This window comes from Calothrix anomala FACHB-343 (assembly GCF_014696435.1).
Classification (GTDB): domain Bacteria; phylum Cyanobacteriota; class Cyanobacteriia; order Cyanobacteriales; family Nostocaceae; genus Aulosira; species Aulosira anomala_A.
Genome location: NZ_JACJQG010000001.1, coordinates 194486 through 215648, shown reverse-complemented (window position 1 = coordinate 215648; position 21163 = coordinate 194486). Strand labels below are relative to the sequence as shown.

The 21163-nt window shown below is 42.4% G+C and carries 21 protein-coding genes; 16 read left to right on the top strand and 5 right to left on the bottom strand.

Annotated features, from left to right (window positions below):
- Positions 1 to 61 precede the first annotated feature (61 nt).
- The 7 genes from rimP (at position 62) to H6G08_RS00760 (ending at position 7120) form a co-directional block, all read left to right on the top strand.
- Positions 62 to 523: a ribosome maturation factor RimP gene (gene rimP, locus H6G08_RS00790; protein WP_190538391.1), complete on the top strand. Its 462-nt coding sequence runs from the start codon at positions 62 to 64 to the stop codon at positions 521 to 523.
- Positions 524 to 734: 211 nt separating this feature from the next.
- Positions 735 to 2072, top strand: a complete 1338-nt coding sequence (gene nusA / locus H6G08_RS00785; RefSeq protein WP_190538390.1) for a transcription termination factor NusA — start codon at positions 735 to 737, stop codon at positions 2070 to 2072.
- Positions 2073 to 2218: 146 nt separating this feature from the next.
- Positions 2219 to 2494: a YlxR family protein gene (locus H6G08_RS00780; protein ID WP_096644639.1), complete on the top strand. Its 276-nt coding sequence runs from the start codon at positions 2219 to 2221 to the stop codon at positions 2492 to 2494.
- Between the two features lie 144 nt (positions 2495 to 2638).
- Positions 2639 to 2785, top strand: a complete 147-nt coding sequence (locus H6G08_RS00775) for a hypothetical protein (protein ID WP_190538389.1) — start codon at positions 2639 to 2641, stop codon at positions 2783 to 2785.
- A gap of 134 nt (positions 2786 to 2919) precedes the next feature.
- Positions 2920 to 6066, top strand: a complete 3147-nt coding sequence (gene infB / locus H6G08_RS00770) for a translation initiation factor IF-2 (protein ID WP_190538388.1) — start codon at positions 2920 to 2922, stop codon at positions 6064 to 6066.
- A 117-nt stretch (positions 6067 to 6183) separates the two neighbouring features.
- A complete protein-coding gene (locus tag H6G08_RS00765; protein ID WP_096647782.1) occupies positions 6184 to 6837 on the top strand; it encodes a low-complexity tail membrane protein in 654 nt (217 codons plus the stop codon).
- Positions 6838 to 6922: 85 nt separating this feature from the next.
- Positions 6923 to 7120 carry a hypothetical protein gene (locus H6G08_RS00760; protein WP_096644641.1) on the top strand — a complete coding sequence of 66 codons (198 nt, stop codon included), beginning with the start codon at positions 6923 to 6925 and terminating at the stop codon, positions 7118 to 7120.
- 258 nt (positions 7121 to 7378) lie between these two features.
- Here H6G08_RS00760 and H6G08_RS00755 read toward each other — a convergent pair whose 3' ends face one another.
- Complete coding sequence (locus H6G08_RS00755) at positions 7379 to 8422, bottom strand: M28 family peptidase (protein WP_190538387.1); 1044 nt, start codon at positions 8420 to 8422, stop codon at positions 7379 to 7381.
- Positions 8423 to 8589: 167 nt separating this feature from the next.
- Here H6G08_RS00755 and H6G08_RS00750 point away from each other — a divergent pair, with 167 nt between their 5' ends.
- Together H6G08_RS00750 and H6G08_RS00745 are read left to right on the top strand one after the other, a co-directional pair.
- Positions 8590 to 9816 (top strand): urease accessory protein UreH domain-containing protein, encoded by a 1227-nt coding sequence (locus H6G08_RS00750; protein ID WP_190538386.1) that lies wholly within the window; start codon positions 8590 to 8592, stop codon positions 9814 to 9816.
- The gene (locus tag H6G08_RS00745) at positions 9791 to 10402 is read left to right on the top strand and encodes a hypothetical protein (RefSeq protein ID WP_199322300.1); all 612 of its coding nucleotides are present in this window, start codon (positions 9791 to 9793) and stop codon (positions 10400 to 10402) included. The genes H6G08_RS00750 and H6G08_RS00745 overlap by 26 nt, the downstream gene beginning before the upstream one ends.
- 125 nt (positions 10403 to 10527) lie before the next feature.
- Here H6G08_RS00745 and galE read toward each other — a convergent pair whose 3' ends face one another.
- Positions 10528 to 11526 carry a UDP-glucose 4-epimerase GalE gene (gene galE, locus H6G08_RS00740; RefSeq protein WP_190538385.1) on the bottom strand — a complete coding sequence of 333 codons (999 nt, stop codon included), beginning with the start codon at positions 11524 to 11526 and terminating at the stop codon, positions 10528 to 10530.
- 310 nt (positions 11527 to 11836) lie between these two features.
- Between galE and fraI the strand changes: the two genes are divergently transcribed.
- The 4 genes from fraI to H6G08_RS00720 all read left to right on the top strand — a co-directional run bounded on the left by fraI (position 11837) and on the right by H6G08_RS00720 (position 16591).
- A complete protein-coding gene (gene fraI / locus H6G08_RS00735) occupies positions 11837 to 12505 on the top strand; it encodes a septal nanopore formation protein FraI (RefSeq protein WP_190538384.1) in 669 nt (222 codons plus the stop codon).
- A gap of 199 nt (positions 12506 to 12704) precedes the next feature.
- Complete coding sequence (locus tag H6G08_RS00730) at positions 12705 to 14456, top strand: ABC transporter ATP-binding protein (protein WP_190538383.1); 1752 nt, start codon at positions 12705 to 12707, stop codon at positions 14454 to 14456.
- Positions 14457 to 14541: 85 nt separating this feature from the next.
- Positions 14542 to 15840 carry a sensor histidine kinase gene (locus H6G08_RS00725; protein ID WP_190538382.1) on the top strand — a complete coding sequence of 433 codons (1299 nt, stop codon included), beginning with the start codon at positions 14542 to 14544 and terminating at the stop codon, positions 15838 to 15840.
- Positions 15841 to 15958: 118 nt separating this feature from the next.
- The gene (locus H6G08_RS00720; RefSeq protein ID WP_190538381.1) at positions 15959 to 16591 is read left to right on the top strand and encodes a HupE/UreJ family protein; all 633 of its coding nucleotides are present in this window, start codon (positions 15959 to 15961) and stop codon (positions 16589 to 16591) included.
- 328 nt (positions 16592 to 16919) lie between these two features.
- Here H6G08_RS00720 and H6G08_RS00715 read toward each other — a convergent pair whose 3' ends face one another.
- Positions 16920 to 17714, bottom strand: a complete 795-nt coding sequence (locus H6G08_RS00715; RefSeq protein WP_190538450.1) for a TIGR01548 family HAD-type hydrolase — start codon at positions 17712 to 17714, stop codon at positions 16920 to 16922.
- A 139-nt stretch (positions 17715 to 17853) separates the two neighbouring features.
- Positions 17854 to 18030, bottom strand: coding sequence for a hypothetical protein (locus H6G08_RS00710; RefSeq protein WP_190538380.1), 177 nt, complete (start codon positions 18028 to 18030; stop codon positions 17854 to 17856).
- Here H6G08_RS00710 and H6G08_RS00705 point away from each other — a divergent pair.
- Together H6G08_RS00705 and H6G08_RS00700 are read left to right on the top strand one after the other, a co-directional pair.
- On the top strand, positions 18029 to 18169 hold the full coding sequence (locus tag H6G08_RS00705; protein ID WP_190538379.1) for a hypothetical protein: 141 nt from the start codon (positions 18029 to 18031) through the stop codon (positions 18167 to 18169). The two genes, H6G08_RS00710 and H6G08_RS00705, sit on opposite strands and share 2 nt — an antisense overlap.
- Positions 18132 to 18431, top strand: a complete 300-nt coding sequence (locus H6G08_RS00700) for a 30S ribosomal protein PSRP-3 (protein ID WP_045870192.1) — start codon at positions 18132 to 18134, stop codon at positions 18429 to 18431. The genes H6G08_RS00705 and H6G08_RS00700 overlap by 38 nt, the downstream gene beginning before the upstream one ends.
- Positions 18432 to 18441: 10 nt before the next feature.
- On the opposite strand, the gene H6G08_RS00695 is transcribed toward H6G08_RS00700, so the two are convergent.
- Positions 18442 to 20217 (bottom strand): serine/threonine-protein kinase, encoded by a 1776-nt coding sequence (locus H6G08_RS00695; protein ID WP_190538378.1) that lies wholly within the window; start codon positions 20215 to 20217, stop codon positions 18442 to 18444.
- A 258-nt stretch (positions 20218 to 20475) separates the two neighbouring features.
- Here H6G08_RS00695 and H6G08_RS00690 point away from each other — a divergent pair, with 258 nt between their 5' ends.
- Positions 20476 to 21117 (top strand): Uma2 family endonuclease, encoded by a 642-nt coding sequence (locus H6G08_RS00690; protein WP_190538377.1) that lies wholly within the window; start codon positions 20476 to 20478, stop codon positions 21115 to 21117.
- The last annotated feature ends 46 nt before the right edge of the window (positions 21118 to 21163 follow it).

The following is a 21163-nucleotide window of genomic DNA, read 5'->3' as shown; positions in this document are numbered from 1 at the left end:
TTGGAAGATATCCCTATCGCAGGAAGTGGGTCGAAGCCCACTTTTTTTATTGGATTTTTGCATGACTCATCCCTTAGTCCCACAAATTATTGAATTGGCGACACCAGTAGCGGAAGAACTGGGATTAGAAATTGTTGGCGTGGTTTTTCATACTAACCAACGTCCACCAATTTTACGGGTAGATATTCGTAATCCCCAGCAAGATACTGGATTAGATGATTGCGAACGCATGAGCCGTGCTTTAGAAGCTTCCTTAGATGCGGTGGAGATTATTCCAGATACTTATGTCTTGGAAGTGTCTAGTCCTGGTATTTCGCGACAACTGGCGACAGACAGGGAATTTATTTCTTTCAAAGGATTTCCTGTAATCGTTTCCACTTCTCCACCCCACGACGGACAGCAAGAGTGGACAGGTCAGTTGATTCGCCGGGATGAGCAAACGGTTTATTTAAACCAAAAAGGTCGTGTAGTCGAAATTCCCCGTACTCTCATCACTAGGGTACAGCTGGACGAACGCCGATAACCAAGGGGCTAGAGGCTAGAGGCTAGAGGCTAGAGGCTAGAGGCTAGAGGCTAGGGACTAGAGTAAATGTTTTCTCTAATCCTTAGTCTCTTATGTGTAGTTGTTACTACATATTATCTAGTCTCTAATCTCTATTCTCTCATCCCTAGCCCCTAGTCCCTAATCCCTAGTCCCTATCCCCTATTCCTTAATTTTTAAAGGAGATTATTTTATGTCAATGGTTAGTTTACCTGGATTAAAAGATTTAATTGAAAGTATTAGTCGCGAACGCAATTTACCTCGGCTGGCAGTGCAATCAGCAATTAGAGAAGCCTTACTTAAAGGTTACGAACGCTACCGTCGTGCCCAAAATTTAGAGCGCAAACAATTTGATGAAGATTACTTTGATAACTTTGAAGTTGAACTAGATATTGAAGGTGAAGGTTTTCGCGTTCTGTCTACAAAAACTATAGTTGAGGAAGTTAGTAATACCGATCATCAAATATCCTTAGATGAAGTGCAACAAGTAGCACCAGAAGCTCAGTTAGGCGATTCTGTAGTTTTAGATGTCACCCCAGACCAAGGTGAATTTGGGCGGATGGCGGCGATGCAAACCAAGCAAGTATTGGCGCAAAAATTGCGGGATCAACAGCGCCAGATGGTGCAAGAAGAATTCCAAGACTTAGAAAGTACAGTTTTACAAGCCAGAGTTTTGCGGTTTGAGCGTCAATCAGTAATTTTGGCGGTGAGTAGCGGTTTTGGTCAACCAGAAGTAGAAGCGGAATTACCAAAACGCGAACAATTACCTAATGATAATTACCGAGCCAACGCTACATTTAAGGTATATCTGAAAAAAGTTTCTCAAGGACAGCAAAGAGGCCCGCAATTATTAGTATCCCGTGCTGATGCGGGTTTAGTAGTTTATTTATTCGCTAACGAAGTCCCCGAAATTGAAGATGAAGTTGTGCGGATTGTCGCCGTAGCCAGAGAAGCTAATCCCCCTTCCCGTTACGTAGGTCCTCGGACTAAAATTGCTGTTGATACCCTCGATCGCGATGTCGATCCAGTCGGTGCTTGTATCGGCGCACGGGGATCGCGGATTCAAGTGGTAGTTAATGAATTACGAGGTGAAAAAATCGATGTCATTCGCTGGTCTCCAGACCCAGCCACCTACATTGCCAATGCCCTCAGTCCAGCCAGGGTAGATGAAGTACGCCTCATGGACCCAGAAACTCGGCAAACCCATGTACTAGTAGCTGAAGACCAACTCAGCTTGGCAATTGGTAAAGAAGGGCAAAACGTCCGATTAGCAGCACGTTTAACTGGTTGGAAGATTGACATCAAAGATAAAGCAAAATACGACCATGCTGCAGAAGATGCTAAATTCCTGGCATCTCGTGCTAAATATCAAGCAGAACAAGAAGAATTAGAGGATGAAGAAGAATTAGAAGAACTAGAAGAACTAGAAGAACTAGAAGAATTAGAAGAATTAGAAGAACTAGAAGATGATGAAAATCAGGAAGAATTAGAATTAGAAGATGACTCTTTTGATAAAAATGATGACGAGTAGTTTAGTAATTTTATGGAGTTTTGGTAAGATTCTTTACAGGAAGTTTATAGAAATTACCTGACATTTAGCAACCTTGGTAAAAGCAAAAATAGATGGGCAACCTCTATTTTTTAACCAAACTGCTAAAGTGAGGTAGCACAAAATAAATGAAACCAAATTATCGGCGATGTATAAGTTGTCGCCGAGTAGCACTAAAAGAAGAGTTTTGGCGGATTGTCCGCGTCTTTGAGTCGAGAACGGTACAATTAGATGAGGGCATGGGGCGTTCTGCCTATATATGCCCGCAAACTAGCTGCCTACAAGCGGCTCAGAAAAAAAATCGACTAGGGCGATCGCTACATGCAACAGTGCCAGAAACACTGTACCAGACATTGTGGCAGCGTCTAGCCAAAAGCAATCACCAGTCATCAAATTCTAGTTAAAGAAATTTGTGACGGTAATCTCTAGTGAGTTTTGCTAATAGCCGAACTTAGGCTAGCAACATCGTCTCTCTAGAATGCTTGGGTTAGTGCCAAAATAGTAAAGGGGTGTAGTTGAGAAACGGCTCTCATACAATCTGGTGAGAGGTGGAGCAATACTCCCAACAAGTTTTACTCGATTGTGTTGTGGAAGACTCAGAATCAGCAAAACAAAAAACTACAGAATGGCAAACTGGTAGCGCTATTGCGCGGTTCGGCGTCAACCATCATTTTGGGTGGGGATGCCAAGATTAACCGAGACATCTCTCTTTCCTTATTGGAGGCACGGCAAAAATCTAAACGGCAACCAAAAAACAGTAATCAAAGGATGGAGATGTCACAAACCAGGCAACCATCCGCTAAAACTGTAAATTAAAGGGGAAGAGTGCATGAACAACGGCAAAGTTAGAATCTATGACTTATCAAAGGAATTAAATTTGGATAACAAAGAGCTATTAGCAATATGCGACCAGCTCAACATCGCGGTCAAAAGCCATAGCAGTACAATTTCAGACTCAGAAGCCGAACGCATTCGTTCAGCTGCGGAAAAACTCGCAACTACGAGTAGTTCGGCAAAAAAAGAAAATATATCCAATCATCCCAACAGTTCACAAGCTGGCTCGAAAAATCGACCAGCCGCACCCCACAAACAACAAATTTTGGAAATTCGTAAACCCAAAATATTGAGAAATCCTACATCCAACGCCCCAGAGGCGTCAGTTGCAATCAATAACCAACTTGCTTCTTCTGAAGCTAATCCTCCCTCTCCTCCCAAGCCTTTTGCCACACCAGTCTCGCCCATGCAGCCGACGGCACCAACTCGACCTGTACCCCGGAATGTGTCTGAGACCCCACAGCAACCAGCTGTCACAGACGCAGATCGCAAGCCTCAACCTCAGCCGACAGAAAAAATAGCAGCAGAAAAACCGGAAAAACCGGAAAGGCAAGAAAAACCAAATACATCGCGGCCTAGACCAGAAAAACCGCAAAAACCACAACTAGCAGCCCCGCCCGCTCGACCTGTGGCTGAAGCAGCAGTAGCGCCGGAGTCGCTGACTCAAGCAGATAAACCGATCCTCAAGCGCGAACGTCAGCAACGGCGGGATGAAGACCGGGAGCAAATTAAGCCCAAGGCAGGAAAGCCAGCAACCGATCAATCTCCTCAGTCTTTGCCCCAAAAACAGTCTCGTCCAACGCCAGCACCAGTCAAGCCGGAAAATAGAGGCAATCGACCACCAGGCGCACCGGGACAATTTGGCGATGCACCATCACGACCCAGTAAACCAGTACGTCCTAGTGAAGCTGTAGCAGCGATGCCAGTGGCTACCCCACCCAGACCGATGCAAGGCGGTGGCGGTAAAGCAGCAGCTATCGTTGATGAAGTAGTGCCACCAGATCTGCTGGACTTAAAACGTCCCACTCCACCCCGTCCGGCAAAAGGTGGTAAAAAGTGGCAAGAAGAAGAAATTATTGACGAAATCAAGGAAAAATCAGGGAAGGCAGGCGTTAAAGGCAAGCGCATCAAGCCAGTCCTTGATGATGATTTTGAAGATGAAGATTTACTAGATGAAGAAGGGCTGGAAATACCAGCTACTGTCCAAGTAAGCTTGTCAATTGCTCGTCCGCCCAAGCCAAAGGCAGCTAGACCGACACAGCAACCAGCTGTAGCGATCGCCGGCCCCACAACCAGAGGCAAAAAAGCTCCTGCTAACCGCGACCAAAATCGCCGCCAAGAGAATGTAGAAGTCAAGCGCGAGCGACCAGCTAAAGTTGTGGTCACAGGGCCCTTGACAGTGCAAGAACTGGCAGACCTTCTGGTTGTCGCCGATACAGAGATTGTGAAAATCCTGTTCATGAAAGGCATGGCAGTGAGTATCACCCAAAATCTCGATATTCCTACCATTACTTTGGTAGCCAAAGAGCTAGAAGTAGAAGTGGAAACTGCTGAACCAGAAGCAGAAGCCCGCAAAGTTACAGAAATGCTCGATTTGGCAGACATGGAAAATCTCCATCGTCGTCCGCCAGTAGTGACAATCATGGGTCACGTAGACCACGGTAAAACTACCCTCCTGGATTCCATTCGCAAAACCAAAGTGGCAGCAGGCGAAGCAGGCGGGATTACCCAGCACATCGGTGCTTACCATGTTGACATCGAACATGAAGGTCAGCCACATCAAATTGTCTTCCTGGATACTCCCGGTCACGAAGCCTTTACGGCAATGCGGGCTAGGGGTGCTAGGGTCACAGATATTGCCGTGTTGGTAGTAGCTGCTGATGATGGCGTGCGTCCCCAAACTATCGAAGCGATTAGCCATGCTCAAGCGGCGGAAGTGCCCATTGTTGTAGCAATTAACAAGATTGACAAAGAAGGCGCACAACCAGAGCGGGTGAAACAAGAATTAACTAACTATGGTCTCACCGCCGAAGATTGGGGTGGTGAAACAATCATGGTACCTGTGAGTGCCATCAAGGGCGAAAACCTGGATACACTCCTAGAAATGATTCTGTTGGTGGCAGAAGTTGGCGAATTATCTGCTAACCCAGATCGTCCAGCGAAAGGCACCGTCATTGAAGCTCATTTGGATAAGGCTAAGGGAGCAGTTGCTACCTTGTTGATCCAAAATGGTACGCTCAAGGTGGGCGATATGTTAGTCGCAGGCTCGGCATTTGGTAAAGTCCGGGCAATGGTTGATGACCGAGGTAAGAGAGTTGAAGCTGGTAGCCCTTCCTTTGCAGTGGAAGTGCTAGGTTTAAGCGACGTTCCCGCTGCAGGTGATGAATTTGAGGTCTTCGAGAACGAGAAAGAAGCTCGTGCCTTAGCAAGCGATCGCGCCGACAAACAGCGTCAATCTCGCTTACTCCAAGGTCGCGTTACCTTAACAACCCTATCGGCCCAAGCACAAGAAGGCGAGCTAAAAGAACTCAACTTAATCCTCAAAGCCGATGTCCAAGGTTCAGTGGAAGCTATTGTGGGATCGCTCAGACAAATCCCACAAAACGAAGTCCAAATTCGGATGCTATTAGCTACGGCTGGCGAAATCACCGAAACAGATATCGATTTAGCTGCTGCTAGTAACGCCGTCATTATTGGCTTCAACACCACCTACGCTAGTGGCGCTAGACAAGCCGCCGATGAAGCGGGTGTAGATGTCCGGGAATACAACATTATCTACAAACTCCTAGAAGATATTCAAGGAGCCTTAGAAGGTTTGTTAGAACCGGAATTGGTCGAAGAACCTTTAGGTCAAACCGAAGTGCGTGCCGTTTTCCCAGTTGGTCGCGGAGCTGTGGCTGGTTGTTACGTACAATCTGGCAAACTCGTCCGCAACTGCAAACTGCGGGTACGTCGCGGCGGTAAGGTAGTTTACGAAGGCGTTCTTGATTCCCTCAAACGGATGAAAGAAGATGCTCGCGAAGTCAATGCCGGTTATGAATGCGGTATTGGCATAGATAAATTCCATGATTGGGCTGAAGGTGACATCATCGAAGCTTATCAAATGGTTACCAAGCGTCGCACGCTGACATTGACAAAGTAGTGTTGAGTCTACTAGTGCTGAGTTCTAAGTCAAGTTGTGAGTTTTGAGTTCATTCTCAAAATTCCAACTGCTAACTTACAACTCAGCACTGATGACTTACAAGGCATAAATGTAAATATGGCCTCATTTCGCTCTGAACCGATTTTGTGGATTCATCTCGCCGGTTTGGCGACTCTGCCGATTTTTTTGTTTTTGTGTGTGTTGTTTCTATCCATAGGCGAGCCAGTCTTACCCGTATGGATGGAACTCTTTTTAGTAGCTGCCATCGGCGTTTTACCACTGCTGTGGATGCAATTAAGTCGTCCTTTTTACATATTCGCTATTTTGGGCATTGCTCTCAAGCCAGAAAATCTGACTGAAGAGCAACGCAAGATGCTTTGTTTAATTAATACAAATTTAAATCGCTTTTTGGCCGTTTTAGCCGCAATATTATTAGTAGGGGTGCTGTGGCAGATATATCAAATTACTCCACTGGTAGCAAACATTGCTAGTTTTCTACCCCAATGGCGGAGTGTGGGATTACTGCTCGCTGCTTTAGCTTTTTTAGCCAGCAATTTGTTTTTGCAAATTCCCGTGAGTGTAGCTAGACTTTTGGTGACGAATGACACAGAATTTGCAGCCATAAAACCATTACCTTTAGAAAAGATTCAGCAGGATTTCACCATCGTAGGGGTACGGGTTAATCAAATATTGCCCCAGTTATTTCACTCCCTATGGGGAAGGAAAAAAAGCACAGAACCACCCCAAGCAGAAAACTCCGATGAAGGTTAGGCAGATTTAAACTGTCTCCTGCGGAGAGTTGTCTGAAAATGAGAACTGCGCTAAATTTTGAAGTAAAACCAAGGAATGAGAAATTATGGCTCAAATTCCCACCTCTAGCGATCGCCAATTTACTGATGATAGTGAAATTTGGCACAGCCTGAAATACGCGATCGCCGCTAGTTCTGGCTTCCAACGCTGGCAATTAGAACATCATGTACAATTACAAGGGCTACGTTTAGAACAACAAGTACAGCGCTATTTGCGGGAAACTTTAGAAACACTGGCTTACTAATTGACACTCCCCTGCCTTTACGACTTAGTATCGCTTCGCTCACTAAGTCGTAAAGGCAGGGGATTCTTCTTTCATCCTGGCTACTTGCTCTACCAGGCTTGCACCAAGTAGCACAGAAGTTGCCAGTCCAGAAGCGTTACTTTGCTTGTGTCCCAAGCTAGCTTTTGCCCTGCGGGTTCAACAGTCCACTCGGCGGTAGAGCTGTACGTGTAGCTTGACTCACAAGAACAATCGTGATCTGGGGTAGCGCAGAAACTCCTATCCATCCGTTGCATTTTCTAATAATTTATGCGTAGTATTGAGAACAATTTGGGCTGAACCTATAAAAAAATCACGATCAATTGTTTTTGGTAAATCGCTAGGTTGATGATAGTTAGCATTACGTAAATTAGCCGTATCTGTGACTAGTACAGCACCTATATCTTGATACCAAAATGGTGCATGATCGCTGCGTAGGGTGTCTGGTGCTAATAATCCTTTCAAGGGAATAGGTAATGTTAAAATTGATGGGAAATTCGCATCATTTTTATTTAAGGCTGTCGCTGGATGAGACTGGGAATTTTCAAAAGCATTCAGCAAAGGTAAATGTTCTGTATCGCCTACTACTACTAAAAAGTCACCTTGATCGCTGGGTGGTTTAACTGGTAATGCTGTAGGGTACTGCTGACAACCGACTGTGTAACAGGCATAACCTACCATATCCATAACGATCGCACTCTGGAGATTTTTTAACCTGGCTTTTTGGCTGACAAAAGCTTTACTACCCAAAAGTCCAGCTTCTTCTAAATCAAAAAACGCTAGCTGTAATGTTCTAGGAGTAGCAGTAGAACCGAGAACTCTAGCAACTTCCAGCATCACAGCCAATCCACTGGCATTATCATCAGCCCCAGGAGAACCAGCAACGGTATCATAATGGGCACCTACTAAAATTGCACCAGCTTGTTCGTTAGTTCCCTGGCGTTCAGCAAAGATATTTACACCGTTAGGAAACTTTTGTAATTGGGGTTTCCAGCCGAATTTTTGCAGTTCAGTTGTAATATAAGTACGAGTACGCGATCGCTCATCCTTGGTATAACGCTGAAAATTAAGCTTTTGTATATGGGTAAATAAATTTTGTGCCGACAACTGCAAATCTTTAGCTATTGGTACAGGTAACTCGGATGGGGTATTTTGATTAGGGCTACTCTGTGCAATTATCGGTGAAGGAGGCTGTTGCAATAACTGATTATTGGCAGTACCTCTAGTACCAACAACCACAACTACCACTAGGAGTAAAAGCGCCAGCCATATCAATTTTTTCATGCGATCGCTCTTATGCATCTTAGACTTAAAAATAGCGCAAACAGCAAGTTTGACAGCTAGTCTTTTGACAGAGTGACTAATTTCCCGTAAAGTTCCGCACTATAAAAGCAAATTATTTTTACCTTTTTTCACCCAAAACTCAGCACCAAGGACTCAGGAATTTATTTATGATTGATTTATTACTCATGACAATCCTGGGGTTTTTGGGTAGTTTTGGGCATTGTTTTGGCATGTGCGGCCCTTTAACTATGGCTTTTTCCTTACCGCACCAAGAAAAAACCCGTGATTGGCGACAGCAATTAAAATTTCACATCCTACTGAACTTAGGACGGATGTTGAGCTATACCCTAGTTGGTGCTGGGATTGGCGCATTAGGTTCAGCCTTGATCGAAGGGGGACAGTTAGCAGGTATTGGTAGCGATTTACGGCGTTGGATTGCTATTTTTACGGGTTTATTATTAATTTGGTTTGGCTTAGGACAAATTAATCCCAATTTACTCCCCAAAATTCCTGTTTTACACCCCTTATTACAAGGAAAATTACACAATCTTCTGAGTAAAGAAATGGTCAACATTTCCTTACAAAGCAAATGGTGGACACCCGCACTATTAGGAATGACGTGGGGTTTAATGCCTTGTGGGTTCTTATATGCTGCCCAAATAAAAGCTGCGGAAACTGGTAATTTATGGATAGGTGCGGTAACTATGCTCGCTTTTGGACTGGGAACCCTACCAATTATGTTAGGTGTGGGTGTTTCTGCTTCCCTAGTCAGTCAAGATAAGCGCAGTCAATTATTCCGCTTGGGTGGTTGGGTAACTCTCGCCATTGGAGCCATTACTGTGTTGCGAACCGGCGACATAATGGTCGATTACACCGGACACGCCGCCTTATTCTGCTTAATTTTAGCCCTAATCGCTCGCCCCATTAGTGGAATTTGGGCAGCACCTTTGCGTTATCGTCGAGCTTTAGGTGTGGGAGCTTTTGTGTTATCTGTAGCGCACACTCTCCACATGATAGAACATTCCTTAGAATGGAATTTTGCTGCCTTTTGGTTTCTGCGTCCAGAATATCAATGGAGTATGGGCGCTGGTGCGGTAGCATTAATCTTGATGACTCCTGCTGCTTTGACTAGTTTTGATTTCTGGCAAAAATCTTTAGGTAAGCGTTGGCGACAGATTCATCTATTGAGCGTACCTGCTTTACTCTTGGTTGTAATTCATGCGATCGTTATGGGTTCACATTACCTGGGTTCTGCACAATTAAATGAGGGGAATAAACTAGCAACCGCACTCTTGGGTTTTTTCACCCTCTGTGTGTTAATGCTGAGATCGCGCTATGTTTGGTCAAGGTTGTCCATAGCTAAATTTTATGTTCCGCCCAGTAAGTCGCGCTAAATTTGGTATACCTGTAGTTTTTTTATTACTCCTAGCAGTAAATCATCCTAGCTCTACCTCTGCCCATACAGTAAAAATCGCCGCAGATGTTGGTGCTACCCTCCATATTGAACCGAATGATAATCCTCAAGCTGGTAAACCTGCACAAGCTTGGTTTGCACTAACTCGTAAAGGTGGAAAAGCGATCGCTCTCAAAGATTGTAATTGTCAGTTAGCAATTTACGCCCAACCCCACACAGCCGGAGAACCGCCACTATTAGAACCTTCCTTGCAAGCCATCACCGCCGAAAAGTATCAAGGGACACCAGGCGCAGAGATTACATTTCCCAAACCCGGAGCCTATCAGCTAGTACTGAAAGGTAAACCCATAGCTGGGGGGAATTTTTCACCCTTTGAGTTAAAGTTTGATGTTACCGTTGCTGCAAGTGCGGCTAATGTATCACGAAGCTCGCCAGAAGTCAACAAAGAAAATGATAAAAATGTAGCCCAGCCTCAATCTTCATCATTTTCATTGTGGGCGATCGCCGCCGGCATCTTTGCCAGCTTAGGGATTGTGTTAGCTGTAATGCAACGGCGGAAGAGGTAGGGAGGAGGCAGGGGGGCAGGGAGCAGGGAGCAGGGGGGACAAAGAGGACAAGGAAGACAATTGTAGAGACGCGATTCATCGCGTCTGCCCAATGCCCAATGCCCAATGCCCCATGCCCCATACCCTTATTTATGCCTCTTTTGATGCCAATCCCAGGCGTGTTGCACGATTTCTTTGATACCGGGGTATTTGGGTTGCCAACCGAGGATTTCCCTAGCTTTCTCGGCGCTACCAATCAAAGAAGGTGGATCTCCGGGACGGCGATCGCATTCGGTGATGGGTATATTTAATCCTGTTACCGCCGCCGCCGCCGCAATGACTTCTCTGACGGAGAAACCTAAAGCATTACCGAGGTTGAAAACTTCGCTATTACCGCCTTGTAACAAGTACTCTAATCCAGAAATATGGGCATCGGCTAAGTCGCTCACGTGAATATAATCTCGAATACAAGTACCGTCAGGTGTCGCATAATCAGTACCGAAAATCGAAATCGATTCACGTTTACCTAACGCTGTCAGCAATATCAACGGAATTAAATGGGTTTCTGGGTTGTGATCTTCACCGAGTAAACCAGTGGGATCGGCTCCGGCGGCGTTGAAGTAGCGGAAACGCACTGATTTTAAACCATAGGCAACATCGAAATCTGAGAGAATCCGCTCGACCATTAACTTACTAGCGCCGTAAGGGTTAATGGGATTTTGGGGATGATTTTCGGGAATGGGTACAACATCCGGTACACCGTAAGTTGCACAAGTTGAGGAAAATACAAATTTCTTAATAGACGCTGCCAGCATAGCTTCTAACAGCACCAGAGTACCCACAACATTGTTGCGGTAGTATTTTGCTGGATCTGTCACTGATTCGCCTACGTAGGCATAAGCAGAGAAGTGCATGACAGCATCAAACTGGTGAGTTTGAAATAATTTATCCAGCATTGGGCGATCGGCAGTGTCACCAACTACCAGTTCCACTTGCAGAGCTTGCTCTACTAAGTCACGATGTCCGTACACCAGATTATCGAGAATAACTACCTCATAACCCGCTCGTTTCAAGGCTAGGACTGTATGAGAGCCGATATAACCAGCTCCTCCGGTTACCAAAATTTTCGGTTTTGCAGACGACATATTTGTACCTGTTGAGTTATAACTACTCAATTAATTTAATTTACTGGTGCTACATTACTCATCTATAAAATTTTAAATAATAGTCCCAGTGTCAGGAAATTGCACTAAAATCACTACGACGGTAGTCTTTGGGTGTGAGGTATGAGGTATTTTAAGTCAGGTAACAGTACGATTACAATTTGACGAGAAAATAAATCCGCTGCCCGAAACCTCAAGGCTAACCCTTCAGGATTCGCATTTTGCTTTGTACCGGGAAACCGAATCTAAAGCAATAGTTCACCGCATCGGAAAATTTGAGAGTTAATTTACTATGTTTCTACTCCTAAGCCGGGTATTACTGTGGCTGTTAATTGGCACTGTTGTATACTCTTTTTTCCAAAGATTTTATCCAACAGGAAGTTTTGTCGGACGATTAGTCATAGTTATTATGTTGATCGTCCTAGCGCTGGCCTTCATTAATCCTAACGAACCAGCAGTAGCTTCTTTGTGGAGGTTGATATCATTTCCGCTCAAACCACTGGGAGCATCGGTGTTGATGTTAATTTTTGCTGCCCAAAGAATCAAGGGGGGTGGGATAGATAAGCCAGGAGGATACTTACTAGGTTGGGCACTGACAATTTTATTGTTAGCTAGTACACCTGCGATCGCTTATTTTCTGGTGCGATCGCCAATAGCCACAACAGCAAGTTACCCTGTTGAGAATGTCAGATTGGCTGCTGGTTATCAACTGGCTCCCACATCCGAGACTTTAGTGGCTTCGCTTCCCCAAGCAAACGCTAATGTCTCCGATGTCATCGCGATGAATCCACTGGGTATCAAAGTTCCGCCTTACTTATTGCAAAATCCTCAAGAAATTAGAACCAGAGGATTGCGACTGGAAGATTTTGTCCCCAGTGCGGAAACTTTGCAAGTGACAACGAACGCTTGGGAAAGTTATCTCAACCAAATTTACTTCTTCTTGCGCGGTCGTCAATCATAAAGTCTAAAAATTAAAAATTATAAGGCCAAGCACTATGTCTTGGTGGCTGGCCTTTTTCCCCAATCATTTCTGCCACAATAAAAGGAGGGTAAATTTACTTGCAAGGGTCATTTGTCAGAGACGCGATTCATCGCGTCTGTACAATTGTCATTTGTCGATTCCTTGCGTCCTCATTTCTCTGCGTCCCCGCTTTTTCTGAATGGTACAATCTCGACGACTGGCTAAACTCGGTGCTTACATGCGTCCCCATTGGCGGGAAGCTGTATTAGGTATTTTGGCTTTGTTAACTGTCAATGGATTAGGCGTTTATATTCCTTTGCTAATTCGCGCTTGCGTTGACAAACTATCATCAACTTTTAGCTGGAATGAAGTTTTACATTACGTAGTCATTATCGTCTTGCTCAGTTCAGCCATGTTGCTCATCCGTATGGCTTCGCGGATTTGGCTATTTGGAGTGGGGCGAGAGGTAGAATTTGATTTAAAACAAAGGATTTTTACACATTTACTCAAGCTAGAGCCTGCTTACTTTGCTACTAATACTATTGGCGATTTAATTAGTAGGGCGACTAGCGATGTAGACAATATCAAACGGTTATTAGGTTTTGCGGTTCTGAGTTTAGCTAATACATTGTTTGCCTATGTGTTAACACTGCCAGTGATGTTGTCAATTAGTGTAGATTTGACCTTAGCTTCTCTGGCAGTATATCCTTTGATGTTTCTGTTGGTACATTTATTTAGCGATCGCCTCCGCAACCAACAAAAACTAGTCCAAGAGCAACTTTCGGATATTAGCGAACTCATCCAAGAAGATATTAGCGGTATTGCTTTAATTAAAATTTACGCCCAAGAAGAAAACGAGCGTCGCGCCTTTGCTCAGAAAAATGAAAATTTATTAACAGCTAATTTGGAATTAGCCAAAAGCCGCAACACATTATTTCCTTTAATTGGTGGTTTAGCCAATATCAGCTCCCTGATAATTATCTGGCTAGGCGCTACCAGAATTTCGGCAGGAACTCTAGCGGTTGGCGATTTCTTAGCACTACTGATTTATGTAGAACGGTTAGTTTTTCCCACAGCTTTATTAGGCTTTACCATCAGCGCTTATCAACGTGGTGAAGTAAGTATCGATCGCTTAGAGTCGATTCTCTCAGTTGAACCAAAAATTCAAGACGCTAGCGATGTCATTCATCTAGCTAACAGTGAAGTTAAAGGTAAGCTAACAGCGAAAAATTTTAGTTACACTTATCCCGGCGCTACAAACCCCGCTTTAGATGGCATCAACTTTACAATTAATCCTGGGGAAACTGTAGCGATTGTTGGCGCTATTGGTTCGGGGAAATCGACTTTAGCGAATGCGTTACCGCGTTTATTAGAAATTGCATCGGGACAGCTATTTTTAGATGATTTAGATATTACCAAAATAGCTTTAGCAGATTTGCGTGGTGCGATCGCTTATGTTCCTCAAGATAGCTTTCTCTTTAGTACCACCATTAAAAATAATATCCGCTATGCTGACCCCATTAGAGAGCAGCCAGATATCGAAATAGTAGCCCAGCAAGCCCAAATTCACGCAGAAATCAGCAATTTTCCCCAACAGTACGAAACTATAGTAGGCGAACGCGGAATTACTCTTTCTGGCGGACAGCGTCAGCGCACAGCTTTGGCTAGAGGAATGTTGGTAGATGCTCCCGTCTTAATTTTGGATGATGCTCTCTCTAGTGTAGATAATCAAACAGCTACACAAATTCTCAAGAATTTATCTACTGGTACTGATAAAAAAACAGTGGTTTTTATCACCCACCAACTCTCTGCTGCTGCAGCTGCTGACCGTATTTTTGTCATGGATAAAGGTAAAATTGTCCAGACTGGAAACCATTTAGAACTCGTACAGCAACGCGGTTTGTACAGAGATTTATGGAGTCAACATCAGATAGAAGAATTACTTCGTTAGGGTTTACTTAGTAGAGACAATTTTTTGTCATGCGAGTATAATTTGTCAAGCAAGTAAGCAGACAAATTATACTCAATAAATCCTTATGTGGGAATTTTTACCTAACTTCTTTGTTGATAATGCATTTATTCCACATGGACACTGCTACCTCTGGAAACCAGAGTTAGTATCGCTACATATCCTCTCAGATTCTTTGATTGCTTTAGCTTATTTTTCCATTCCTATAGCGCTAATTTATTTTGTCCGCAAGCGAGAGGATTTACCTTTTAAATCGATTATGTTGTTGTTTGGCGCGTTTATTATTTCCTGCGGTACAACACACTTAATGGAAATATGGACGCTTTGGCATCCTGTTTACTGGTTCTCTGGTTTAATTAAAGCAATTACAGCTTTTATTTCCGTTTATACAGCAATTGTACTATTACCAATAATACCGCAAGCTCTAGCTTTACCTAGTCCAGCACAACTAGAACAAGCCAACAATCAACTAAAACTTGCATTACAAGAACTAGCAAATACCCAAGCACAACTAATTCATACAGAAAAAATGTCAACTTTAGGACAATTAGTTGGGGGTATTGTGTATGAAATGAATAACCCAATGAATTTTATTTATGGCAATACTAAATTAGCTCAAGAATATGCCGGAAATTTATTAGCTTTAGTTTCACTTTATGAGAATAATTATGTCAATCCAGTAGCAGAAATTCAGAATTTTAGTGAAGAAATTGACCTAAATTTTATTAAAGAAGACTTACCAAAAATTTTATCCTCCATGCAAATCGGAGCCGATCGCATTCAGAAACTTATTTTAGGATTGCGAAATTTCTCGCGGATCGATGAAGCTAATCTTAAAGAAGTTGATATTCATGAAGGTATTGATAGCTCACTCCTAATTTTGCAAAATCGCTTAAAGGGTAAAGCCGATAGTGCTGATATTGAAACGATTAAAGATTATGGTAAATTACCGAAAGTCGAATGTTATCCTGGGCAACTCAACCAAGTATTTATATATATACTAAATAATGCCATTTCTCGGCTGAAAGAGTCAGCAATTAAGCCGCAAATTCGCATTCATACATCAGTTTTAGCAGAGAGTCATCAAGTAATAATTAAGATTACTGATAATGGTTTTATAGTCAAGGAAGATACAAGAGAAAAAATACTTGATTCTTTATTTAGCAATAAATCTCTGGGTGAAAATGTAGGTATGTCTATTAGCAGACAGATTATTGCTCAACATAATGGTCAGTTAGAAGTTATGCCTATATTACCTGAAGGCTTAGAAATTAAAATTTCAATTCCTATCAAAATGAAATCTGCTGACTTAGCAAGTAATAGACCATTGGATAAAATATTTAGTGATAGATTAACTATTATTTAGGGTTTAAACAACTCCAGTAATTTCACGTATTTTTCAATATCGAGAATAAAGATAGTGTTAGTTTTTTGAGACAGTTGGGTAGCATAAGTTATCAAAAAAACTTATTTGCTATAAATCGATGCTAACAATTGACTTACCAACATCTGGAAACGAGATAAAACATCGTCATACTGTGGCGATCGCATCTTTGGCTACAATTAGCTTATTGGCTTCCTTAAGTGGATTTCACGGACATCCGGCTATTTCTAATTCTTGGGAAGGCTTGCTTTGGGGAATAGCCGATCCCGCAATCGACTTAAATCGTCTCGCTAGCCTTGTCGCCATTGGCTTACTTTCTGCGGCGATACTGCGTGGCGCTTTCATGGCTGCATCTTTTGGCGCAGCAGCAGCCTTTGGGATGGTAATACATTTATTTCATCTAAATTTACCAGGTGCAGAAATCGGCTTGGCGATTTCCACAATTATCTTTAGTGCCATACTGCTGATAGAAAACAAACCGAATTGGATTGTCATCTCCGTATTAGGCGCGATCGCCGGTTTATTACATGGTTATGTTGGGGTAGAATCTGTTGTCAACACGGGAATCCTACCCTTAGTCATTTATGTGATGGGTTTTGCCTTAACTCAATGTGCCGTGCTAATGAGTGTCAGAGAAATTTACTCAATATTGCCCAACAAAATCACCTTTGCTGGTTTAGCCTTTTTTGCGATCGGTATAGTATTTTTCGGCAATGCAATTCACCTAATTTAAATTTTTCCCGTGTATTTAACGCTCCTCACACTAATTTTCTGGATTGAAATCCTCACTATAAATTTAATATCAATTCAAATCATTCTTGAGGGCACAACATTGTTGTGCCCCTAATTTTGTTGCATAATTCTTTACAATTTCTGTCATCAATCACCAGAAATTTCTTCCCTAACTATAGTGGTCTATCGCATTAAATATGATTGGTAAAAAACGAACCGCAAAGACGCGAAGTCCGCGTTCGACGAAGTCGTTCCCGAAGGGTAGGAAGAGAAAAGAAGAAGAAACTTACCCCTCGAAATTTTTGCGATGAACCACTAGCCCCTAACCCCTAACCTAACAATTCCTCAATCTTCCCTGGAGTCAATTCCTGTACATTACTGAAAACTACCGCCGCACCAGCTTGACGTAATGTTTCAGCATAAGCATCCCGACGCGCTGCTGTTTCTTGTACGTGAGGTGGTAAAACGCCAACACCAACCCAAAGACGCTGTGGATGTAAATCCCGTGCTTTGGTGACTGTATACATATCAGCTACCGTATCCCCAACATAAAATACAGGTGCTAAATTTTCTGAGCCATTTTCTAATATTTCCACAGTCGCAAACAGTCCTGTAGGATCTGGTTTACCTGGTGCATCTTCCATCGCAATTAATACTGGAGCCTTTAAGCCAAGACGCTTTTCTAAAATATAGTTAGCAGAACCACGAGTAGCACCGCTAAAAAATCCCCAAGCAATATTAGCTTGTGTAAGTGCTTCTAAGTAACTTGCTTGCAATAATAAAGGTTCGTCGCAAATATAACCAGTAAAATTGTTAGGGTCAGTACCTCGATAACGAGATTGAAAGAAAGCCACAATAGAATTGTAGTCAAGTTGTATTTGAGTGCGAGACTGTCCTTGAGATTCAAAATAACGATAAGTTAATTCTTGGGATGCTTCCCAATCGTTATTCCAAACCCCTTCGGATTTTAACTGGTCAATATCAATTGGTGTCGGACGATAAGCTTGATTGGTAAAATATTCAACAGTATCTGCGATCGCACGCCGATAAGAACCGCTAACATCACGAATCACGCCATCAATATCAAAAACTGCGATCGCTTTTAGTGAATTTAGGTTTGTCATAATTTGGGGCATTGGGCATTGGGCATTGGGCATTGGGCATTGGGCATTGGAAATACAGCGAATTGCAAGTTGCTGAGGTACAGATAATCGTTGATTGTAGGGGCATTGGCACTGCCATGCCCCTAAGCGCGTACCTCATTTACCTGAAATATGCTGTAAATTGCTTGCCCATTTGTCTTTTAGAGAAATTATCCCATTGCTTGATAATTCGCCAAACTCCATTCGCCCACTTCTGTGCCAGCCGATAAACTTCTAAATCTTCAAAATCAAGTCTTCTCACATAACTAAAATAATATTTGTAATTCCCATGCCCCATGCCCTATGCCCAAGAACTATTTACCCATCTGACATGGTATTGGGTTAAAATAAGCGATCGCGAAGTTAGTAAGTACTGCTTGGATATTTCCGGAGGTTTGATTGACCAAGTTTATTTTGAAAATTCTTTGGCTAGATGAGAACGTTGCTCTTGCAGTCGATCAAGTGGTTGGTAAAGGCACAAGTCCCTTAACCAAATATTTCTTCTGGCCCAGAAATGATGCTTGGGAAGAGTTAAAGAAGGAATTAGAGTCTAAACACTGGATTAGCGATTTAGATCGGGTTGAGTTACTCAACAAAGCCACAGAAGTAATCAACTACTGGCAAGAAGAAGGCAGAAACCGCCCAATGGCAGAAGCACAGTTGAAATTTCCCGAAGTTGCCTTCACAGGTAGCGCCTGATATTTCTCCTTTAGCTTTCCTGTTGTGCAAGTTGCCACAATTTGATGGTTTTATCCTTGCTAGCACTAGCAATTAATTGTGCAACTTGACTGACAGCAACGGTAGATACAGAATCTGCATGGCCTGAGAGAGTAGCGATTTCTTTTGCTGTGCTAACTTGCCAGAGTTTAACAGTGCGATCGCGACTGGCACTAATCAACATTGTGCCATCAATCGTAAAAGCCACTGCTACAACAGACCAAGAATGGCCTAACAGTGTGGTAATTACCTGACCAGTGTTTACCTGCCATAATTTAATTGTGTTATCGTCGCTACCCGTCGCTAAAATTTTTCCATCGGGACTAAATGCGACTGTTAAAACCGCCCATGCATGACCTGAAAGGGTTCCTAACAAGGTGCAATTTGGGCGGTTTTTAAATTCTTTAGTTGTTTGGTTGGATGCTAAAAGTACATTATTATTAAGTAATTTCCACAAGCGAACAGTGCGATCGAGGCTAGCACTAGCTAAAATTTGTCCTTGGGGACTAAATGCAACTGAATTAACCTGTAATTGATGTCCGCTAAGAGTAGAAATCGCTTCCCCAGTATTTACATCCCAGAGTTTGATAGTCTTATCCCAGCTACCACTGGCGAGAATTTTCCCATCAGGACTAAAAGCCACGGATTTTACAGCGTGTGAATGTCCTAATAAAGTGCAAATTTCCTCAGATGTACTAATATCCCACAATTTAATTGTGCGATCGTCGCTAGCAGATGCCAATATTTTGCCATCAGGACTGAAATTAAGTGATTTTACAGCGTGTGTATGTCCTGATAGGGTAGTTAATACCTTTTGGCTGCTTAAATCCCATAATTTGATGATTTTCTCATCACCACTGGCTAAAATTTTGCCATCAGGACTAAAAGCTAGGGAATGAATCTCAGTATTTACGTTACCAATTCCCTGTAGGGTGTGTATGCACTCCCATAACGGCTGAGAAGGCTGGGAAGCGCCCAGAGATGGAGATGAACGCGAATCGATTCCCATTGCTAGCATAACTTCATCAGCCGATTGAAAGCGATCGCGAATAGACTTATGCAGCAGTTTAGTAAGAACTTTAGTCAGGCGGTTGCTTACCGTAGTGCTAAGATACTCTTGCCAAACCCAGCAATCATTAGCGACATCGTATAAATCAAATGGTGAAATCTGAGTCATCAGGTGAATACAAGTGACACCTAAGCTGTACAAATCGCTAGCAAAAACAGCCTTTTCCCTTGTTTGTTCTGGTGCAATATATTCAGGACTACCAATACAATCTTGACTAATAAATTGGTTAATTTCGCTAAAAATTTGAGTTGCAGCAAAATCAACTAAGACAAATTTTTTTGAGTCCGTAAAAATTATATTTTCTGGTTTAATATTGCAGTGAATAATTTGGCGATCGTGAATCAATTTGATAACTGGTAATATATCCGTTAACATCTGCAAAATTTGATTTTCATTCAAAGCACCTTCTGATTCTAAAAGAGTTGCTAAATTACTACCAGCAATAAACTCTTGTACTAAATAGCAATATTGCTCATCTTGAAAATATGCAATTAAAGATGGAATTTGTGGATGCTGACACAGTATTTTTAACTGTTGTGTTTTGTATATAAAGCTTTTTGGTGTTTGATTGCGTTGCGAGAATTGTTGCACCACACAAGGAACTGGGGGAAATTGATTCTCATCTACAGCCAGGTAGGTTTTGCAGAATCCCCCTTTACTAATTAACTGAATTAAACGATAACGGTCTTGTATTAGCAAACTTTTACTACCAAAATAATCCGTTATACCAATTTTCTATGAAGATGCATATATTAGCCTGCAAAGGCAGGCTTTGTTTGTTTAGCCCCACCCTTGAGGGTGAGGGCGTTAATATGCAGCCTCACATAGAATTGGTATTAGATTAGATCTAACATAAATATATAGCTCAATATATAGTTGTATATATCCTTAACTTTGATGATTTTGTAGTCAGCACTTTACCGCTTTATAACCCAGCCAACACAAGAAACCCGAATTATGGTTACCACAACCAGCACAGCCGCAGAAACTAGAGTCTTACTTGAAAACATCAGTTGGCAGACATTTAAAATTATGCTATCTGAAATGGGTACAGATCGAAAAAATAAACTTGCCTATGATAATGGAATAATAGAAATTATGACTCCATTAATGCCGCACGAGAATTCAAATCGGCTGATTGAAGTGTTTGTTGGTGTATTGTGTGAAGAATTTGGATTAGAAATTAAAAGGTGTGGATCTCTCACATTAATTAGAGATGATTTAGAACGTGGCGGAGAACCAGATAGTAGCTACTATATCCAAAATGAATTTTTAGTCAGAAATAAAGAAAATATAGATTTAGCCTCCGATCCACCTCCAGACATTGTATTAGAAGTAGAATATTCCAAACCTAAAATAGACAAGTTACAGCTTTATGCTGCAATGAAAATTCCTGAATTTTGGCGTTACAACGGCACTGTATTGAGAATTTATCAGCTAGAAGCAGAAAAGTATTTAGAAGTAGAATTTAGTCCTACTTTTACATATATAGCGATAAAGGAAATACCTCGATTTATACAAGCAAGTAAACAAAATGGAGAGATTGCTACAACCCGTGCTTTCCGTACTTGGGTTAAGGAACAAATGTCTAATTACTAACGCCGTAATTATTAAATATTTTTTATCTAAAAAGTTTGATTCATCC

What these genes read in the sequence shown, in the direction of transcription:
- rimP (WP_190538391.1), top strand. Translation starts at nt 62, where the DNA reads ATGACTCATCCCTTAGTCCCACAAATTATTGAATTGGCGACACCAGTA.
- nusA (WP_190538390.1), top strand. Translation starts at nt 735, where the DNA reads ATGTCAATGGTTAGTTTACCTGGATTAAAAGATTTAATTGAAAGTATT.
- H6G08_RS00780 (WP_096644639.1), top strand. Translation starts at nt 2,219, where the DNA reads ATGAAACCAAATTATCGGCGATGTATAAGTTGTCGCCGAGTAGCACTA.
- infB (WP_190538388.1), top strand. Translation starts at nt 2,920, where the DNA reads ATGAACAACGGCAAAGTTAGAATCTATGACTTATCAAAGGAATTAAAT.
- H6G08_RS00765 (WP_096647782.1), top strand. Translation starts at nt 6,184, where the DNA reads ATGGCCTCATTTCGCTCTGAACCGATTTTGTGGATTCATCTCGCCGGT.
- H6G08_RS00760 (WP_096644641.1), top strand. Translation starts at nt 6,923, where the DNA reads ATGGCTCAAATTCCCACCTCTAGCGATCGCCAATTTACTGATGATAGT.
- H6G08_RS00755 (WP_190538387.1), bottom strand. Translation starts at nt 8,422, where the DNA reads ATGAAAAAATTGATATGGCTGGCGCTTTTACTCCTAGTGGTAGTTGTG.
- H6G08_RS00750 (WP_190538386.1), top strand. Translation starts at nt 8,590, where the DNA reads ATGATTGATTTATTACTCATGACAATCCTGGGGTTTTTGGGTAGTTTT.
- H6G08_RS00745 (WP_199322300.1), top strand. Translation starts at nt 9,791, where the DNA reads ATGTTCCGCCCAGTAAGTCGCGCTAAATTTGGTATACCTGTAGTTTTT.
- galE (WP_190538385.1), bottom strand. Translation starts at nt 11,526, where the DNA reads ATGTCGTCTGCAAAACCGAAAATTTTGGTAACCGGAGGAGCTGGTTAT.
- fraI (WP_190538384.1), top strand. Translation starts at nt 11,837, where the DNA reads ATGTTTCTACTCCTAAGCCGGGTATTACTGTGGCTGTTAATTGGCACT.
- H6G08_RS00730 (WP_190538383.1), top strand. Translation starts at nt 12,705, where the DNA reads ATGGTACAATCTCGACGACTGGCTAAACTCGGTGCTTACATGCGTCCC.
- H6G08_RS00725 (WP_190538382.1), top strand. Translation starts at nt 14,542, where the DNA reads ATGTGGGAATTTTTACCTAACTTCTTTGTTGATAATGCATTTATTCCA.
- H6G08_RS00720 (WP_190538381.1), top strand. Translation starts at nt 15,959, where the DNA reads ATGCTAACAATTGACTTACCAACATCTGGAAACGAGATAAAACATCGT.
- H6G08_RS00715 (WP_190538450.1), bottom strand. Translation starts at nt 17,714, where the DNA reads ATGACAAACCTAAATTCACTAAAAGCGATCGCAGTTTTTGATATTGAT.
- H6G08_RS00705 (WP_190538379.1), top strand. Translation starts at nt 18,029, where the DNA reads ATGCCCTATGCCCAAGAACTATTTACCCATCTGACATGGTATTGGGTT.
- H6G08_RS00710 (WP_190538380.1), bottom strand. Translation starts at nt 18,030, where the DNA reads ATGGGGCATGGGAATTACAAATATTATTTTAGTTATGTGAGAAGACTT.
- H6G08_RS00690 (WP_190538377.1), top strand. Translation starts at nt 20,476, where the DNA reads ATGGTTACCACAACCAGCACAGCCGCAGAAACTAGAGTCTTACTTGAA.